We start from the raw sequence: 15,801 nt of genomic DNA, 5'->3' as shown, positions 1-15,801 counted from the left end.
TCCCTCTATAGCCCCGCCCCCACATTGAAATAAACGGCTTGTTCGCTGTCGCTAAAGGCCACATCAATCCCGGTATGCAACCCAAACTTGCGCGCAATCAGGTAGCGAAATCCGCCGCCATACGCCACTTCGGTTTGAGTAAAGAGATCGTCGGCTTCTTTGCTGGCGCTTCCTGCCCCTACAAAACCCTGTAACACCCAGCGCGGCGTCATTTGCCACTCCAACTGAGTTTGCACAGTGCTGACATAATCTCCCTGATAGCGATACTGCGAGATGCCTCGCAATTTGATATAGGGGCGTGCCATCGGTAGCAAATGCCGCTCATGGTTTGAAAGTGACTGATAATTCCCAGCCAGCACCAGCGTGAATTCGGTGCCGAGCGGTTGGAAATATTTACCGTCGAGCGTCAACATGTCGTAGCGATAATCACCCCCGAGGAAGCTGCTATAAAACTGGTATTCCGCCGTGGCTGACAACCCATTGTGCGGATAGAAGAAGTTATCTGTGGTGTCATATTCCATCAGCAACCCAACACCAGAGGTCGCACTTTTATCACCAAGAAATTGTTTGAATACTCGATTAACAATCGCGTTTTCGGCAGAGACTTCCATATTGGCGTAGAACTGGGAACCACCGACGAAAAAGGGTGTATCCGCTACGCGAAAAAGTAATTTTTGCATACCTCCGTACCCTTTTGTTTGGGTACTAATGCCCTTTCCGTGTTCAAACGCAGCAATATCACCAGAATAAATATCAATATTTACATCGGCATATCCGACAGCAGCCAAATAACGGATGCTGTCGTTGTTCCAGGTATGGCGGTGCCCTCCTCCGACAAACCAGGTGCCATTTTGCGTGGCTCCCCCACCAAACGCCGTGACTGCGGGGGGAATAGATTTCCCACCCTTACGATTTTTTGCCGATTCACTATCGGCGGTATCATGCAAAAAAAGGCCAAACAACCCACCGCCGTAGCCTATTGCCGGTTCGGTGATAACCACTGGAACGGGTAAAAAACCGTAGCTGTTGCTCAGATTTTCGCTCATATCCAGCATGCCATCCGTCTCGTCAATCAGCCCGCTGGCATATGCAACCAGTGGCTGTATCAGCCACAAAAGTACCAACGGGTAGCTGGCCTTCATCATGAGGATTTCTCAGGTTGTATGGCCTGAGCGGCAAACCAGTTATCACGCGGCGCCATAACCTGCACGTTGGATTCGTTAAACACAGCATGAATATAACGATGCAATTCGCTCTTCATCCTCGCCAACGATTCGCCCACGCGTAATTTGAGCTTTAACTCGTACGCGATGTACCAGGCCATCAAATTGAGCCACCTTCAGGCGGGGTCAGGCCAAACTTTGCCTGCAACGTAATAATCGGGTGATGAAAGAATGGGATCGTGTGTGATTGATTTTGTCTGGAGGGCAATTGCCTGGGTTCAACTGCATGCCGCATACCTGTGGTTATCAAAGGTACCCATGCCAAGAGAAATAGCAGCGCCCTGGTCATATGTTTCACCCAAAAAGGAATGATTTTGTTTTATTTTTCAACGACACGAGCAATGTTCTGCCGAGTCATATCTGATTTGAGCATAGACCAGCATTAAGCATATTCAAGATAACAGGAGTGATATTAAAAGGTTGGACGGGAGTAGATATGAAGCAGGAGCGGGGAACTATCGTTGACCCAAAATTATGTATTCAGGAAACATCAAAACCATAAAAACGAAAAAACCCGCCGGAGCGGGTTTTTAAATTTCTGAGCTTAGTTAACGCTAACCTTACAGGCTAGTTACGTTACCAGCTGCTGGGCCTTTAGCGCCGTTCTCGATGGTGAAGGAAACTTTCTGGCCTTCATCAAGAGATTTGTAACCGTCGTTCTGGATTGCAGAGAAGTGAACGAACAGGTCTTTAGAACCGTCGTCTGGAGTGATGAAGCCGAAACCTTTATCAGCGTTGAACCATTTTACCAGACCAGTCATTTTGTTAGACATGTGTATTACCTTTTGAATTGAGTGTGCCTTACGGCGATTTGGTATGCTTTACAGATTTTATGAAGCGGTAGAGGAGCACACGACAAAGGGTATCCAGGGATGACTCTTGAAGGACTGCTTTACTAAGTTGCTTTAAAGGTCTGTACGTCAAACCGATGGGGCGTATTAACTCATGCTTAGGCGATGAATGACAAGGATTATTTTAGCCGTCCACAGCTCTGTAGTTAAATTACGTCTCATTTACCGCTTCGTTTTGGGGGTGCAAATGGCACTCTTGTACCCCCACCCACTACCACATTAACTATTTGTTAGTAATCAATTTTAGCCACGCGACGCAGTGCTTCTGGCGTCACTTCTGGCAGGCCAAAAAACTCCATATAAGCAGGAATCATCTCAAACAACATATCTGTTCCAGGTTGTATCTGGCAGTCTCTTTTCATTGCAGCTTGCAAAAATGGCGTGATTTCGCTCTTCATTACCACCTCTCCCACGAAGGTTCCGGGCGTTATGGCGCTAACATCCACCGGTAATTCGTCACCGGCATTCATACCCAGCGGCGTTGCGTTAACGACAATGGAAAACCCTTTCGGGTTGCGCAAACCGGTAAGCACCTTAAGAGACGGATAGTGGCTACGTAGACGTTTTGCCAGCCCTTCACAGCTTTCCACGCGGCTATCAAACAGCGCCAGCGTATCAACGCCTGCGGCCGCCAGAGACGCAGCAATAGCCGAACCCACACCACCGCTGCCAATGACTAATGCACGAGATCCCTCCACCTGAATACCTTTGCGCAACACCCCACGGACAAAACCGTCGCCATCAAACATATCGCCACGCAACGAGCCGTCCGGCTCAAGGCGAATTGCATTACACGCCCCGGCAATTTGCGCCGTTGGGCTAATAGTGTGAACTAACTCACAAGTCGAAACTTTATGCGGCATCGTCACCAACGCACCAATAATATTGGTCATGCGGAATAGCGAAGGAATCAGTTGCGCATAATCTTCTGCTTTCACCCCCATCGGCACCACTTTGATATCGATGCCTTGCTCTTCAAACCAGGGGTTGTAAATCATCGGTGCTTTGAAAGTGTTTGTCGGGTAGCCCAGGTGGGCGATTAAACGGGTATTGCCACTCATATCCATTGCATCTACCTCTATCACAGCGACTTCAACTACCCGATGTCGCTGTGATGCATCATTAATTAATCAGCCAGTTCAATACGTTTGATATCGCCAAGAATGAAGACATACGCGAACACACCCAACAGTGCAGCACCGCCGATATACACCAGCGCGTAGAAGAAGTTGCCGGTCGCCGCAACGATAAAACCGACAATCAATGGCGTAATGATGGAGGCCAGGTTTGAGCAGAAGTTAAATAACCCTCCTGTCAGACCCGCTAAATTTTTCGGTGCCATATCGGAAATCAGCGTCCAGCCGAGCCCCACCATGCCTTGCCCGAAGAACGCTACCGACATCACCGTAATCACCAGCGCATCGGTTGGCATCCAGTTAGCCGTAATGATAAGGCTTGCCATCAACAGCCCAGAAATGATTGGCAATTTACGGGCAATGTTTACCGAGCCGGTGCGTTTGAGAATTTGGTCAGACACCCAACCACCAAACATCACGCCCACAGCGGCGGCAAGGAACGGCAAAATAGCGAAGAAGCCCACTTTGAGCCATGGCATATGGCGTTCGGTGGCGAGATAAGTTGGGAACCAGGTCAGGAAGAACACCAGCGTCGTATTCCCGGCAAACTGGCCAATGCCCGCACCAAGGATTTGGCGGCATTTAACAAGCCTTGCGACGTTCGCCCAGCTAAAGTTCATCTTAGGTTCAGGCTCAGCCTCTTTTAGATCGTGGCCGATGTACTCAAGCTCAAGCCTGTTAGCCGTTTTGGACTCGTGTGGTTCGTGATAAAAGCGCCACCACACCAACACAAACAAAATGCCCACGACACCGACTGTGATAAACAACGCACGCCAGCCGAAGGTTTCCATAATAAAGAACAGCAACGGAGCAAACGCAGCAAGCCCAACGTATTCCCCGACGGTATACACAGCCGTCGCGCGCGCACGCTCATGCTGCGGAAACCATTTGCCAACCACCCGGCTATTTACCGGGAAGCATGGCGCCTCACTGATCCCTAAACCTAAGCGGCATAGCAGCAGCGTTTTCAGGCCGACGGTTAAACCGTGGAACAGGGTAAATGCCGACCAGAAAAAAAGTGCCAGCGCATAGGTAACTTTATTGCCGAAGCGATCAAGGAAGATACCGCCGGGGATTTGCATTGCCGCATAAGTCCAGGCAAACGCCGAGAACACAATCCCCATTGTTGCCGCGCCAATACCAAGATCGGCACTCAGTTGCGGCGCCGCAATACCAAGCACTGTGCGGTCGAGATAGTTAATCATGGTTCCGATAGCCAGAAGGGTCAGGATAACCATTCGGGTACGGGTTCTTTTTACAACACCAGTTTTCTGGGCAGCGATGTCGCCCTGGCCATAACTCGCCATGGTTTATACCTCGGTTATTTGTAGGTTACAGGTGTCTTATTGAACCTTAAGGTTCATTTATTGTTGTAAATCGTATTAACGCATTTGCATTGCAGCCAGCCGCACAGCGGCGTTGGTTGCACCGTATTGTTGATAATCACCTCGCCGTTCAACTAGTTCAAAGAAGAAACGGTCCGGGCGGAAAGGAGGTGTATAGGCATGCAAAAACTCATGCTGACGTGCATCTCGTTCATAAAGAATATCCAGGCGTTCAAGCCCTTGTAGCAATGGATTATTTGCCCCGTAGCGCGCCAGCAAATCGTCATAATAGTTTGCCGGAATCGGCAGTAATTTTAGCCCTTGTGATTGCAGACCCTCGACCGTCGCGAGTAAATCATCACAGGCAAACGCCGCGTGTTGCAGGCCCGTTCCCTGATAGCTTGCTACCGAACGGGCAATTTGCGTATCAAGGCTGTGCGACATATTCAGCGGCAAGCGGATCGAGTGACAAGGGCTATGCATCACCTGGCTTCTGACCAGGCCGTACGGGTCCGGCACGCTCAGTTCATTATCCAGTTCAAAGCCGAACACCGCGCGGAAAAACATAATCCAGTTGTCACGGCTACCTTCTACCAGCCCTAACGCCAGATGATCAATCCCATTTAAGGTGCCCTGGTTGGCTGTTTCCGAAAGGTTAAAATCGGTCTGATAAATATCACTTTCACCCTGCTCTGGTGCTTCTATCAGATAAATCAGGCTACCGTCAGGCGCGCACACTGCCGCCAGCGCACGCTCATCTGGCCCATGCTTTTCATGCCAGATCGGGTAACCGTAATCCTGCGCCCGTTGCAGTACGTTTGCCGCCCCTTTAACACGCCACGCCATTGCGCACAGCGAAACACCGTGGCGACGGTGAAACTCATCGGCCCAACTGTGCGACTGATGGTTGAGAATGACATTCACCCCGCCGTTGCGCCACAGTGAAACATCCTTGGAACGGTGGTCACCCGCTTGTGCAAAACCCAGTGGTTGCAGTGCTTCACCCAATGCCTGTGCGTCTTTTGCATCGGTGGCAAATTCTAAAAACTCGATACCCTGATAACTGGCTTGTGGCGCGCTATGGAACAGCTGCGCATCAATTTGCGGATTACCATTCCAGGTTTGCTCTTCCAGCCAAAGCAGCGAGCGATAACCATCTTTGGCAGTTGGTGCGTTCGGTGTAGCACGGAAACTGTCGTTGAAAATCTCCAGCGACCATGGGCCGCGGTAGCCTTTTTCCGTCAACAAACGGGTAAATTCCACCACCGGCAATTCGCCCTGGCCTGGGAAGCAACGGAAATGGCGACTCCACTCAAGCACATCCATTTTCATCAACGGTGCATCGGCCAGTTGCAGGAAGGTAATTTTATCGACCGGAATGTCATCGAGATTAATCAGTTGATCGCCCAGCGAAAGCACATGGAAGCTGTCGAGAACCAATCCCAGCGCCGGGCTATTTACCTGCTTTACGCGCTCCCACGCCTGGCGATAACGGTTCACATGGGTGCCCCATGCCAGCGCCTCATAGCCAACGGTTATTTCATTACGTTGTGCTAACTCAGCCAGATGCGCCAGGTCGCTGACCTGCAAATCAAGATTCGGCGAGCAATCGGGTGCCACGTTGCTACAAAGCAACATGGTGTTGCACCCCAGTTCGTGCATCAGTGCGAATTTGCGCCGCGCGCGTTCCAGATTACTGGCAAACTGCGGGCGAGACGCACCTTCGAAATCGCGGAAAGGCTGAAACAGTGTAATAGTGAGCCCGAGATCCGCCGCCATTTTCCGCACATCCGCAGGCGTACCGGGGTAATAAAGAAGATCATTTTCAAAGATTTCTACACCGTCAAAACCAGCAGCCGAAATTGCGGCCAGTTTTTCAGGCAACGTGCCAGAGATAGATACGGTTGCAATTGAACGCAGCATGATGGCTCCTGGTCTGTCGGGATAAGTCGGTTAATGTTGTATCATTTGGTTCATATTGCAAATTTATAGTTAATTTATTGTTACCACAGATCACACCTCAGCAAGTTAAAAAAAATAGCGGGCGATTACCGAACAAAACAAAGTGGAGTTACACTTTTCAATCTCTCTACTGGCAATTAAAAGGCGACACAACATGTCAGATAATAACTATCAGCCCCCAAAAGTTTGGACATGGCAAAAAGGCGACGGCAGCACCTTTGCTAATATCAATCGCCCGATTGCAGGCCCGACTCACGAACGCACGCTGCCAATTGGCAAACATCCATTACAGCTTTATTCACTTGGCACACCGAACGGGCAGAAGGTGACGATTCTGCTTGAGGAGTTGCTGGCACTGGGCGTAAGCGAAGCCGAATACGATGCGCATTTGATTCGTATCGGTGAAGGAGATCAGTTCTCAAGCGGCTTTGTGGACGTGAACCCGAATTCAAAAATCCCGGCGCTCATGGACCATTCGGTGACACCACCGATTCGCGTATTTGAATCCGGCGCCATCTTGCTGTATCTGGCGGAGAAATTCGGTCATTTCCTGCCAAAAGATCTCGCCGCGCGCACTGAAACCTTGAACTGGCTGTTCTGGTTACAAGGCTCAGCGCCATATCTCGGCGGTGGCTTCGGTCATTTCTATAATTACGCACCAATGAAAATTGAGTACGCAATTAACCGCTTTGCGATGGAAACCAAGCGCCAGTTAGACGTGCTCGACAGGCAGCTGGCGACACATCGTTTTATTTCAGGTGATGAATATACGATTGCAGATATCGCCATTTGGCCGTGGTACGGCAGTCTGGCAAAAGGTGGGCTATATAATGCGGCTGAATTCCTCGACCTCGCTTCGTACAAAAACTTCGTGCGCTGGGCCGATGAAGTGGCAAGCCGCCCGGCGGTTAAACGTGGGCGCATTGTAAACCGCACCTTCGGTGAGCCGTCTGAGCAGTTGCACGAACGCCACGATGCATCAGACTTTGAGTTGCGTACCGAAGATAAGCTGGCGAAATAAATACGTTGTACTCGACTACGCCCTGCAAGTTGCACTATGCAGGGCGTAAAAATTTAAAATTAAACAAACTATGGGTGGTTTAAGCCTAACCGTTGCAGGTAAGTTGCCGTCTGAATTATTCAGTAAGCAAACTGCAAGGAAATACCGTGTTAAAAAAATTCGTATTTATATTCACTTTCGTTATTGCCGGCTGTGCTAATCCAGGCGATGAGACGGTCGAAGCCCTAAATACTCTCGAATTCCATCCCGACACAATGTCCCAAGCACTTAATAGCACCCCGGAAGAATTACAAACTTTGCACTCTTCGAATAAAGAAGTGATTACCCGCCTCACTGTAGAAATAAAAGCAGCACGGGTCGATAACCTCAGAAGTGTAGATGTTTTTGATAATCGCTATGGTATTGATGATGTTTTCCAGGCACTGACTCGCCTCGAAGAATTTAATGAGCTGAACAACACTTATCTAAAAGATCAAAACAAAGATGGGTTAGTGCAGATTGGGAAAGCATTAAAACCAATAAAAGAGAAAACATCCTGAGCGAACTAAAATCAGTGGATGTCGCTTACGCTAGTCCACCTGCCAACGACTTACCGTAGTTCGGATAAGCGATGCGCCATCCGACTCTCGTTGACTCAATAATCAGTAAAGTTGCTTTTCAATTAGCATTTGCTGTAACTGCTTTTTTTGTTCCATGGTTAACACCTGGCTGACATTAAACAGGTATTTTGCTCGCTGGTAGCGCACCTTACTCTGAATATCACCGATGGCATTAAGTTGTTTCTTCGCTGCGCTATCATCCCAGACGCCAGAATGGAACATATCAACAATCGCATCTTGTGTTAAAGCATCGGTATTAATTTTTCCGATCTCTTTTTGCGCATCTTCACGTAGTGCTTTTACCTTCTGCGTTTGCTCAGGTGAGAAATTTAATTGCTTCGCCAACGAATCCTGCGGCAGTGTTTCTGTAGCAGAAGATGCAACAGCCATTCCTGAAAATGCCAGCACCGTCATCAACGTGGCAATTTTAAATACTTTTTCATTCTATACCCTTAAACATAGTGTGTATTAATAGCATCTGAACACCCACATTATTAACGCAGTAACAACGTCATTAGAAATCATTAATTATTTATTTTTAAACAAACCAATTAATTGTCTTTAAAAGTTTATTATTATAATAAAGGGTATATATCGCCTGGAGTCCCCAATGCTCATCACACAAGTTTTAACCTTGTTCTTATTCGTATTTTTGCAATGGATTATTGTCAAGCGTACTGGTCTTAAACCCTGGGTTTCACTTTTATTACTGCTTCCGCTAATCAATTTATTCGTATACTTTTATATCGCAACTGCACGCTGGCCTAATGAAAAAAAACCAAAATGTCCAGATTGAATCAAGTGAAAAACTACACCGCAAAGAAAAACAGAACCGTCAAGGTTGGCTGGCAGGGTTGTTTTCATTACTGTACACAATATTTACGGTGATATTTAATGAATACAGTAATTATATTGAATTGAAATACCTACAAACCCCTGTTGAATTTTTAGTTATTGCACTACTCACCTATCTTATCTTTATCAAGAGCAAGATTGGTGCAGTGCTTATGGTTATTTACTTCACCGCACACAAGGTAATATTATTACTTTCTGGAATTTATCTCTCAGTAAGTAACATCATTATCGATATTGCTTTGTTTTACTGTTATTTTACTGCGGCTCGCAACATTAATTCCCCATACAAAACCTAATAAAAAGCCACACTATGTTGCCATAGTGTGGCTGCCGAGCACTGACTATTTGATTATGACTTACATAGCCTACTTCCTTATTGGCTAACAACAGAATAGAACCGTTTCCTTCAGCGCTCAATTATCTTTTCATTTAAAAATAAATGTTGCCGCATGGATAAAAAAATACCCGCCGGACAGGCGGGCACATTGTATTGGCGCAATAAAGCGCGCAAACAACATTAAAAAAAATCTAATCACTCGGGATTGATAATATCAATGAGACTTGATGCATCAACAAAATAATTTTAATGCGCGCTTTGTTATTGGGCAATTGTCTTCGCATATAAAAATAAATTGATCAGAAGTTGAAATTAACCGCGGCATAGCCCCCATCGGCTAAGGTATTATCGCTATGACCATCTTTCCCCTGCATACCTACATAGCGATACCCACCTTCAACTGACAGAGTTGGGTTAACTTTCCAGCGAATGCCTGCATTAGCTTCCCCATACTGCTCAACCCCACTGGAGAGCGAATCAGGCGAATAATAGGCGTCACCAAACAGACTAAAATGATCACCTAGTGGAAGTTGCGCACCACCGCCAACGGCTACGGCATAACCTTCATCACCATCACTCGGATTGAGGTAGAGTGTTTTCCCGCCCAATGTCACCAAAACTGAGCCAAGTGGTATATTCCAGCCCATTCCCAGGCTGGCAATATCACCATCATTATCGCTGTGCGCCCAGTTACCATTAAAGGTAAAACCCGGCTCGTTTGCACCAAAACTCATCCCAAGATTAGTCCAATCGGCACCAGCCTCACCGTGAAATGCCACCGCATTGGCATTGGTTACTGCAAAGGTGTTAAAAACGATTAATGCAATAAGAGTCTTTTTCATCATAATCCTTGAAATCACTGCAGAGAGATAACTCTATGGTTTTGATATTTCAGGGATGGATGGTATTCAGACTCCCTGGATGAGGGAATTTGATTTTTGTTTAATTTTAAATTAAAGAATATTGGGCGAAAATCATTTCGCCAATGCTTTTCATTAATAGTCAGAATGTTAACTTGCCTCAGAATTTCTCCGGCAAGTTGATGACTTCCAGTAAATATCCGCCTCGCTTAATGTCGATGTACCCACCATTTTTTAGTGCAAACATCACATTCAAAATACTGCTGCGCGATAAATGAGTCCTTTCCTGAATGTAATCAAGAACAGATGTTCTTAATCGTGAATCTTCGGGTAGGCGACTCATCTCAATAAGATGTCCACGAATGATGGAATAGGTGCGTTGCTGCACCACTAAAGAATCACGATAGAAAAGATGGCTGGTGTAATAGGAGAGTATCACCGAAACATCCTTCCACATCCCTTCCTGAGTAATTATTTCATGAGCAAGGCTTGCATCAAGGCGCAGCATGGTACATTCAGTTTCTACACGCAAAATATGGCTACGCAATGGCTGGATACTTTCTGCAATACCAAACAGATTCTGTCCAGAAACGGTGGCGATAACCAAACCGTCAGTCGCTCGTAAGACAGAAATCTCACCCTGTTTGAAGACATAAAATTGCGGAATCTCTTTATATTCCCAATTTATTCGTTTACGGGGGATCACCTCCATCGGTGTTCCGTGGGGTTCGAGGACGGCAATCAGACGCTGGATAGCGGATTCCGGGCGGGTTGGAGGAGAGATAGTCATTATTTTTCCTGAAATTACTCACGGTATGCACAGGTTCCTTGAAGTATATACCCAAAATAATTCGTGTTGCGGCCAGGCGGCAATTGAGCTAATTCCCAGGGGCTTACTTGAGTAAGTGACTGGGGTTTGCGAGTGCAGCCAACACCCCTGCAACTTGAAATATGATAGGTATACCGCGCCAAAGATCTCGCTGGGTGCAGTACATTGCTGTGTTTGGCTTATAGATACAACTGTGTTTATTAAAACTAAAACAATATTCAGCAACATTCTTACAACTATTTCCAGGATGCAAAGAATTGTAATTTTTCAGTTTTCCTCTTGCACACTATTATCTACTTTGTGCAATTGAATATTTACCCCCGGTTTATTTTTAAACAAAATAAAAGTGGAGCGATACACGCCTTATCTTTAGTGTCTCCGGACATTTCATCACGGGGGGAACCCATCTATGTTTCTCGATTACTTTGCCTTAGGCGCACTTATTTTCGTGGCATTGACGCTCTTTTATGGCGTTATTGTTGTACACGATATCCCCTATGAAATAGCAGTACATCGTAACCATCCCCATCAGGATGCTATTCATGCAGCTGGATGGGTAAGTCTCTTTACTTTGCATGTTTTATGGCCATTCCTGTGGATCTGGGCGATGTTATATCGTGAAGACAGAGGCTGGGGATTTGCCGTCAAAAATAATGAAATAGAAATGTTACGTGAAAGGTTACTCCGGCTGGAATCCCAGAATGAGAAAAACCAAAGCAAGTCATCAGTAACTGAATAATTGAGCAGGATTCATTGTGGATTTATTACTTATTCTTACATATACCGCAATTTGCTTTGGTATATTTAAATTCTTCAAAATTCCGTTAAATAAATGGAGTGTGCCTACCGCTGTGTTGGGTGGCATTATTCTTATTGGCTCGTTGTTATTATTAATGAATTATAACCATCCCTATACCGAACGAGCCCAGATGGTTACCGTTACGTTACCCATCATCCCTGAAATCCAGGGCGTCGTGGTAGAAGTTACCCCGAATGCCAATAAAAAGCTTAAAAAAGGGGATTTCCTGTTTCGGGTTGACCCAACTGCCTATGAAGCCAAAGTCGAATCAATAAAAGGTGAGATAGAAAGCGCTCAGCAAAATGTAGAAATGCTCAAAGCACGCCTTGCTTCCGAAAACGCCGATATCGCGCAGGCAAAAGCAGAGCGCGATTTAGCCTTAAAAGATGCCGACCGCTACCGCAACGGCAGCCGGGACAAACTGAAAAGCCCGTTTACCGATCAAGAAGTGGTTCGCGCACAGCAGACATATCTGGCCGCACAAGCACAGTGGCGCTCTTCCCTATCAAAGAGAGATCAAACAGCGGCACAGCTTGATGCCATGATAAACGGTGAGAACGCCACAGTTTACCGGCTGAAAGCAAACCTCAAAGAAGCAGAATACTTCCTTGCAAAAACCGTGGTTCGCGCACCCAGCGATGGCTACGCGACACAGCTCTTCCTGAAACCCGGTATGTTCGTGCGCCCGTTGCCGCTGCGCCCGGTGATGGTGTTCGTTCCGGATCAAAAAACCAGTGTTTATGCCGTATTCCGCCAAAACTCCGCGCTGCGTTTAACCGCTGGAGACCAGGCCGAAGTGGTGTTTAACGGTCTTCCTGGCAGCGTGGTGAAAGGAAAAGTGAAGCAGATCCTCCCTGCGATTGCTAACAGCAGCTATCAGGCCCAAGGCCATTTGCAGGGCTTGAGCCTTGACCCAAAACTCGACGGAATCTATGCCGAAATTGAACTGAATAACGTTGCAGACGTGGAAAGATTACCCGCAGGAACCATGGGCCAGGTCGCCGTCTATTCCGGTTATTTCGAGCACGTTTCCATTATTCGCAAAATCCTGCTGCGCATGACCAGCTGGATGCACTATCTCTATATTGATCATTAATTTAAGGTGAAAAAGGGAGCCGCCCATGCAGAAAACAAAAATGTTTATTCTTTTCGCCATCGTTATTCTGACCTGGGGAACAACCTGGCTTGCGATGAAATTTGCGTTGGTCAGCATGCCACCAATATTTGCCACCGGGCTGCGCTTCTTAAGTGCAGCACCTCTTTTGCTATGGCTATTATACGTTACGCGCTCATCACTGTTATTTCCTCCTGGGCACCGTTTTTTCCAGTTCTGCGTGTTCCTGTTTTGTTTCTGCCTGCCCTTTACGCTGGTGATTTACGGTGAGCAGTACGTTAATGCCAGCACGGCCGCGATAATCTTCGCTGGAATGCCCGTCGCCGTGCTTCTGATTTCTATTGTGGTACTCAATGCCCCCACCAGCCTGTTGCAGCTCATGGGGGCAATGCTGGCAATGCTGTCCCTGTTTTGTCTCTTGCAGGAAGAGTCCAGAAACAGCCTGAGTAATAACTGGAAAGGCGCTTTTGCTGTCGTGGCTGCCGTCGCCATGCATGCTTTTATGTATGTGCAATGCAAAAAGCGCAGTTGCCAGGTTTCGCTTTTCACGTTTAACGCCCTGCCTTGCCTGGCTGCGGGCTTACTACTCACATTAACTGGCGCAGTAGTGGAAAAGCCGGAAATTGAAAACATCACCTGGTTGTCTTTTTCTTCGATTATTTACCTGGGCGTCGTGGCTAGCGTATTCGGCATCTTGTGTTATTTCTCGCTGCAAAAACGCATTTCGACTTTTAATACCTCTTTGGTATTTATCTGTTTTCCCGTTATCGCGGTGATCCTGGAATGTGTAGTGATGGGCAGCGTGTTTTCTCATACATCGTGGATTCTGCTCGCGGGAATGTTATGCGGCGTGTTGCTATCCGTCATTCCTGTAGAGAGAGAAAAAATGGCCACAACACCAAAACGTCTGTGGAATTAGCACGATTTTTTCATCGCCATATTTACAAGTAATTAATAGCTGTTAAGAATGGATATTATTTGCTCATAATTGTGGTCAATGTCAGAAGAGATACTCAGGCAGCAGATTCAGAACCTCAAAAAACACAATGCCCGACTCAAAAGAATTGCACACGACTCTCGCAATAAGCTCAGTGCAGCACTGGACGGGACAGGCTTATGTTTATGGCAACTCGATGTGCCAAGCGGCAAATTGGTTATTTTCAACCGTCGCTGGGGTTCCATGCTGGGCTTTCAGCCCAAAGAACTTAGCGCTCATTTTGATGTGTGGCGTGAGCACCTGCATCCTGATGATAAAGAGATGGTGCTCTCCGCGTTTTATAACCACCTTGAAGGTAAAGCCCCATTTTATGAAGCACTGCATCGAATGCAGGCGAAAAATGGCACCATCACCTGGGTGCTCGACCGGGGCCGTGTGACCGAATGGAGCGATGACGGGAAACCGCTGAAAGTTACCGGCACCCACATTGATATGACCAAAGAAAAGCAGTACGAGCAGCAGTTGGCAAAACTTGCCAATCACGACCCCCTCACAGGCCTTGCCAACCGCCACGCCCTACAGTCGCAATTCGAGCTGTTAAAAAAGCTGGGCCCACTTTCGATAGCCTTTATCGATCTCGATGACTTCAAAAACGTTAACGATACGCTGGGCCATCGCAGCGGTGATGAAGTACTGTTGCAACTCAGTCAACGCCTGCACGAATCCTGCCCGCCAGAGGTCACCATTGGCCGCATTGGGGGAGATGAATTTATTCTGTTATTGCCCTGGTCGCTGGAACATCCTGAGATAAACCACATCGCCAGATGCTGTCTGGATGCAGCCATCACCCCGTTCGAATTAGATAACGGTTCCGCCAAAGTAGGTGCATCTATTGGGGTGAATGAATCCTGGGCGGATGACACTTTTAATAACGCGCTGATTCGTGCCGATGAGTCGATGTACTTGATTAAACGCACCGGCAAAAATGGCATCGCGTTAGGCGCCAGGATTATTATTCAGTCTTAAACCAGGTATTTGCGGAACCACTCAATGGTTCTCGTCCATGCAAGCTCTGCCGCGGCCTTGTCGTAACGTGGAGTCGAATCGTTGTGGAAGCCGTGGTTCACACCTGGATAGATGTAGCCTTCATAGACTTTATTATTCGCTTTCAGAGCCGCTTCATACGCGGGCCATCCCTCATTGATTCGCGAGTCGAGCTCACCATAATGCAGTAATAAAGGTGCTTTGATACGCGGTACATCTTCAGTTTTTGGCTGGCGACCATAGAACGGTACGGCGGCAGCTAATTCCGAGTAAGCGACCGCTGCGGCATTGGCGACGCCTCCGCCGTAACAAAAACCGGTGATACCGACTTTTCCTGTCACTGCATCGTGATGCATCAAAAACTCAATCGCGGCAAAGAAATCATTCATCAGTTTGGTCGGATCAACCTGGGATTGTAGCTCGCGGCCTTTTTCGTCATTGCCTGGGTAGCCACCAACCGAGCTTAATCCATCAGGGGCTAATGCAATAAAACCCGCTTTCGCGACACGGCGTGCCACATCTTCAATGTAGGGATTAAGCCCACGGTTTTCATGCACCACGACCACCCCCGGTACTTTTCCCACGGCTTTTGCCGGGCGCACCATGTAGCCTCTCACCTGCCCATGCCCTTGTGGACTTGGGTACTCAATGTATTCAGCGACAATATCCGGATCGGTGAACTCAACTTGCGTCGCGAAGGCATAATTTGGCGTCAGCAATGTACCAAGTGCCACCGCCGAAAGGCCACCCACAACAAATTTCCCCGCGATATCGAGAAACTCACGTTTGCTGATTTTGCCGTGTACATAAAAATCGAAGTATTCGAGTAATTCAGGAGGGAAATCTTTTGCGGTAAGTCGTGTCATTTGCAGGCCCGTCATATTGGTCAGTTTGATGTCGGATGACGCT

General features: G+C 47.4%; 17 protein-coding genes. 7 read left to right on the top strand and 10 right to left on the bottom strand.

Going from position 1 to position 15,801, the window contains the following annotated elements; all coding sequences use genetic code 11:
- Positions 1-5: 5 nt before the first annotated feature.
- The 6 genes from IX31_RS19085 to IX31_RS19060 form a co-directional block, all read right to left on the bottom strand.
- Positions 6-1,145 (bottom strand): BamA/TamA family outer membrane protein, encoded by a 1,140-nt coding sequence (locus tag IX31_RS19085; RefSeq protein ID WP_034461107.1) that lies wholly within the window; start codon positions 1,143-1,145, stop codon positions 6-8.
- Entirely contained in the window at positions 1,142-1,324 is a 183-nt protein-coding gene (locus IX31_RS19080) for a hypothetical protein (RefSeq protein ID WP_034461106.1), read from the bottom strand. The genes IX31_RS19085 and IX31_RS19080 overlap by 4 nt, the downstream gene beginning before the upstream one ends.
- Before the next feature lie 459 nt (positions 1,325-1,783).
- Positions 1,784-1,996: a transcription antiterminator/RNA stability regulator CspE gene (gene cspE, locus IX31_RS19075; protein WP_034461105.1), complete on the bottom strand. Its 213-nt coding sequence runs from the start codon at positions 1,994-1,996 to the stop codon at positions 1,784-1,786.
- A gap of 308 nt (positions 1,997-2,304) precedes the next feature.
- Positions 2,305-3,141, bottom strand: a complete 837-nt coding sequence (locus IX31_RS19070) for a shikimate dehydrogenase family protein (protein WP_034461103.1) — start codon at positions 3,139-3,141, stop codon at positions 2,305-2,307.
- Between the two features lie 59 nt (positions 3,142-3,200).
- Positions 3,201-4,517 carry an MFS transporter gene (locus IX31_RS19065; protein ID WP_034461101.1) on the bottom strand — a complete coding sequence of 439 codons (1,317 nt, stop codon included), beginning with the start codon at positions 4,515-4,517 and terminating at the stop codon, positions 3,201-3,203.
- A 75-nt stretch (positions 4,518-4,592) separates the two neighbouring features.
- On the bottom strand, positions 4,593-6,458 hold the full coding sequence (locus IX31_RS19060; protein ID WP_034461099.1) for a bifunctional sugar phosphate isomerase/epimerase/4-hydroxyphenylpyruvate dioxygenase family protein: 1,866 nt from the start codon (positions 6,456-6,458) through the stop codon (positions 4,593-4,595).
- Between the two features lie 193 nt (positions 6,459-6,651).
- On the opposite strand from IX31_RS19060, the gene yghU reads away from it, so the two are divergent.
- Both yghU and IX31_RS19050 read left to right on the top strand, forming a co-directional pair.
- Positions 6,652-7,518 carry a glutathione-dependent disulfide-bond oxidoreductase gene (gene yghU / locus IX31_RS19055; protein WP_034461097.1) on the top strand — a complete coding sequence of 289 codons (867 nt, stop codon included), beginning with the start codon at positions 6,652-6,654 and terminating at the stop codon, positions 7,516-7,518.
- Positions 7,519-7,664: 146 nt separating this feature from the next.
- Positions 7,665-8,057 (top strand): hypothetical protein, encoded by a 393-nt coding sequence (locus tag IX31_RS19050; RefSeq protein ID WP_034461096.1) that lies wholly within the window; start codon positions 7,665-7,667, stop codon positions 8,055-8,057.
- Positions 8,058-8,159: 102 nt separating this feature from the next.
- On the opposite strand, the gene IX31_RS19045 is transcribed toward IX31_RS19050, so the two are convergent.
- Positions 8,160-8,507, bottom strand: coding sequence for a Spy/CpxP family protein refolding chaperone (locus IX31_RS19045; protein ID WP_157837387.1), 348 nt, complete (start codon positions 8,505-8,507; stop codon positions 8,160-8,162).
- Positions 8,508-8,884: 377 nt separating this feature from the next.
- On the opposite strand from IX31_RS19045, the gene IX31_RS19035 reads away from it, so the two are divergent.
- Positions 8,885-9,268, top strand: a complete 384-nt coding sequence (locus IX31_RS19035; RefSeq protein ID WP_034461092.1) for a hypothetical protein — start codon at positions 8,885-8,887, stop codon at positions 9,266-9,268.
- Between the two features lie 340 nt (positions 9,269-9,608).
- Here IX31_RS19035 and IX31_RS19030 read toward each other — a convergent pair whose 3' ends face one another.
- Positions 9,609-10,151, bottom strand: coding sequence for a YfaZ family outer membrane protein (locus IX31_RS19030; protein ID WP_034461091.1), 543 nt, complete (start codon positions 10,149-10,151; stop codon positions 9,609-9,611).
- Between the two features lie 178 nt (positions 10,152-10,329).
- A complete protein-coding gene (locus IX31_RS19025; RefSeq protein WP_034461090.1) occupies positions 10,330-10,959 on the bottom strand; it encodes a winged helix-turn-helix transcriptional regulator in 630 nt (209 codons plus the stop codon).
- A 448-nt stretch (positions 10,960-11,407) separates the two neighbouring features.
- On the opposite strand from IX31_RS19025, the gene IX31_RS19020 reads away from it, so the two are divergent.
- The 4 genes from IX31_RS19020 to IX31_RS19005 all read left to right on the top strand — a co-directional run bounded on the left by IX31_RS19020 (position 11,408) and on the right by IX31_RS19005 (position 14,874).
- The gene (locus IX31_RS19020; protein WP_034461088.1) at positions 11,408-11,737 is read left to right on the top strand and encodes a DUF3302 domain-containing protein; all 330 of its coding nucleotides are present in this window, start codon (positions 11,408-11,410) and stop codon (positions 11,735-11,737) included.
- A 16-nt stretch (positions 11,738-11,753) separates the two neighbouring features.
- Positions 11,754-12,893 (top strand): HlyD family secretion protein, encoded by a 1,140-nt coding sequence (locus IX31_RS19015; protein WP_034461087.1) that lies wholly within the window; start codon positions 11,754-11,756, stop codon positions 12,891-12,893.
- A 25-nt stretch (positions 12,894-12,918) separates the two neighbouring features.
- Positions 12,919-13,830, top strand: a complete 912-nt coding sequence (locus IX31_RS19010) for a DMT family transporter (protein WP_034461086.1) — start codon at positions 12,919-12,921, stop codon at positions 13,828-13,830.
- Between the two features lie 78 nt (positions 13,831-13,908).
- A complete protein-coding gene (locus IX31_RS19005) occupies positions 13,909-14,874 on the top strand; it encodes a GGDEF domain-containing protein (protein WP_034461085.1) in 966 nt (321 codons plus the stop codon).
- On the opposite strand, the gene yghX is transcribed toward IX31_RS19005, so the two are convergent.
- Positions 14,871-15,758 (bottom strand): YghX family hydrolase, encoded by an 888-nt coding sequence (gene yghX / locus IX31_RS19000; protein ID WP_034461356.1) that lies wholly within the window; start codon positions 15,756-15,758, stop codon positions 14,871-14,873. The two genes, IX31_RS19005 and yghX, sit on opposite strands and share 4 nt — an antisense overlap.
- Positions 15,759-15,801: the final 43 nt, after the last annotated feature.

Source organism: Buttiauxella noackiae, from assembly GCF_000737905.1.
GTDB lineage: Bacteria > Pseudomonadota > Gammaproteobacteria > Enterobacterales > Enterobacteriaceae > Buttiauxella > Buttiauxella noackiae.
This window is presented reverse-complemented; position numbering and strand designations above follow the sequence as displayed.

Bases quoted from the DNA above. Each gene is read 5' to 3' on its own strand.
- IX31_RS19085 (WP_034461107.1), bottom strand. From the start codon at position 1,145: ATGATGAAGGCCAGCTACCCGTTGGTACTTTTGTGGCTGATACAGCCA.
- IX31_RS19080 (WP_034461106.1), bottom strand. From the start codon at position 1,324: ATGGCCTGGTACATCGCGTACGAGTTAAAGCTCAAATTACGCGTGGGC.
- cspE (WP_034461105.1), bottom strand. From the start codon at position 1,996: ATGTCTAACAAAATGACTGGTCTGGTAAAATGGTTCAACGCTGATAAA.
- IX31_RS19070 (WP_034461103.1), bottom strand. From the start codon at position 3,141: ATGGATATGAGTGGCAATACCCGTTTAATCGCCCACCTGGGCTACCCG.
- IX31_RS19065 (WP_034461101.1), bottom strand. From the start codon at position 4,517: ATGGCGAGTTATGGCCAGGGCGACATCGCTGCCCAGAAAACTGGTGTT.
- IX31_RS19060 (WP_034461099.1), bottom strand. From the start codon at position 6,458: ATGCTGCGTTCAATTGCAACCGTATCTATCTCTGGCACGTTGCCTGAA.
- yghU (WP_034461097.1), top strand. From the start codon at position 6,652: ATGTCAGATAATAACTATCAGCCCCCAAAAGTTTGGACATGGCAAAAA.
- IX31_RS19045 (WP_157837387.1), bottom strand. From the start codon at position 8,507: ATGGCTGTTGCATCTTCTGCTACAGAAACACTGCCGCAGGATTCGTTG.
- IX31_RS19035 (WP_034461092.1), top strand. From the start codon at position 8,885: ATGAAAAAAAACCAAAATGTCCAGATTGAATCAAGTGAAAAACTACAC.
- IX31_RS19030 (WP_034461091.1), bottom strand. From the start codon at position 10,151: ATGAAAAAGACTCTTATTGCATTAATCGTTTTTAACACCTTTGCAGTA.
- IX31_RS19025 (WP_034461090.1), bottom strand. From the start codon at position 10,959: ATGACTATCTCTCCTCCAACCCGCCCGGAATCCGCTATCCAGCGTCTG.
- IX31_RS19020 (WP_034461088.1), top strand. From the start codon at position 11,408: ATGTTTCTCGATTACTTTGCCTTAGGCGCACTTATTTTCGTGGCATTG.
- IX31_RS19010 (WP_034461086.1), top strand. From the start codon at position 12,919: ATGCAGAAAACAAAAATGTTTATTCTTTTCGCCATCGTTATTCTGACC.
- IX31_RS19005 (WP_034461085.1), top strand. From the start codon at position 13,909: ATGTCAGAAGAGATACTCAGGCAGCAGATTCAGAACCTCAAAAAACAC.
- yghX (WP_034461356.1), bottom strand. From the start codon at position 15,758: ATGACACGACTTACCGCAAAAGATTTCCCTCCTGAATTACTCGAATAC.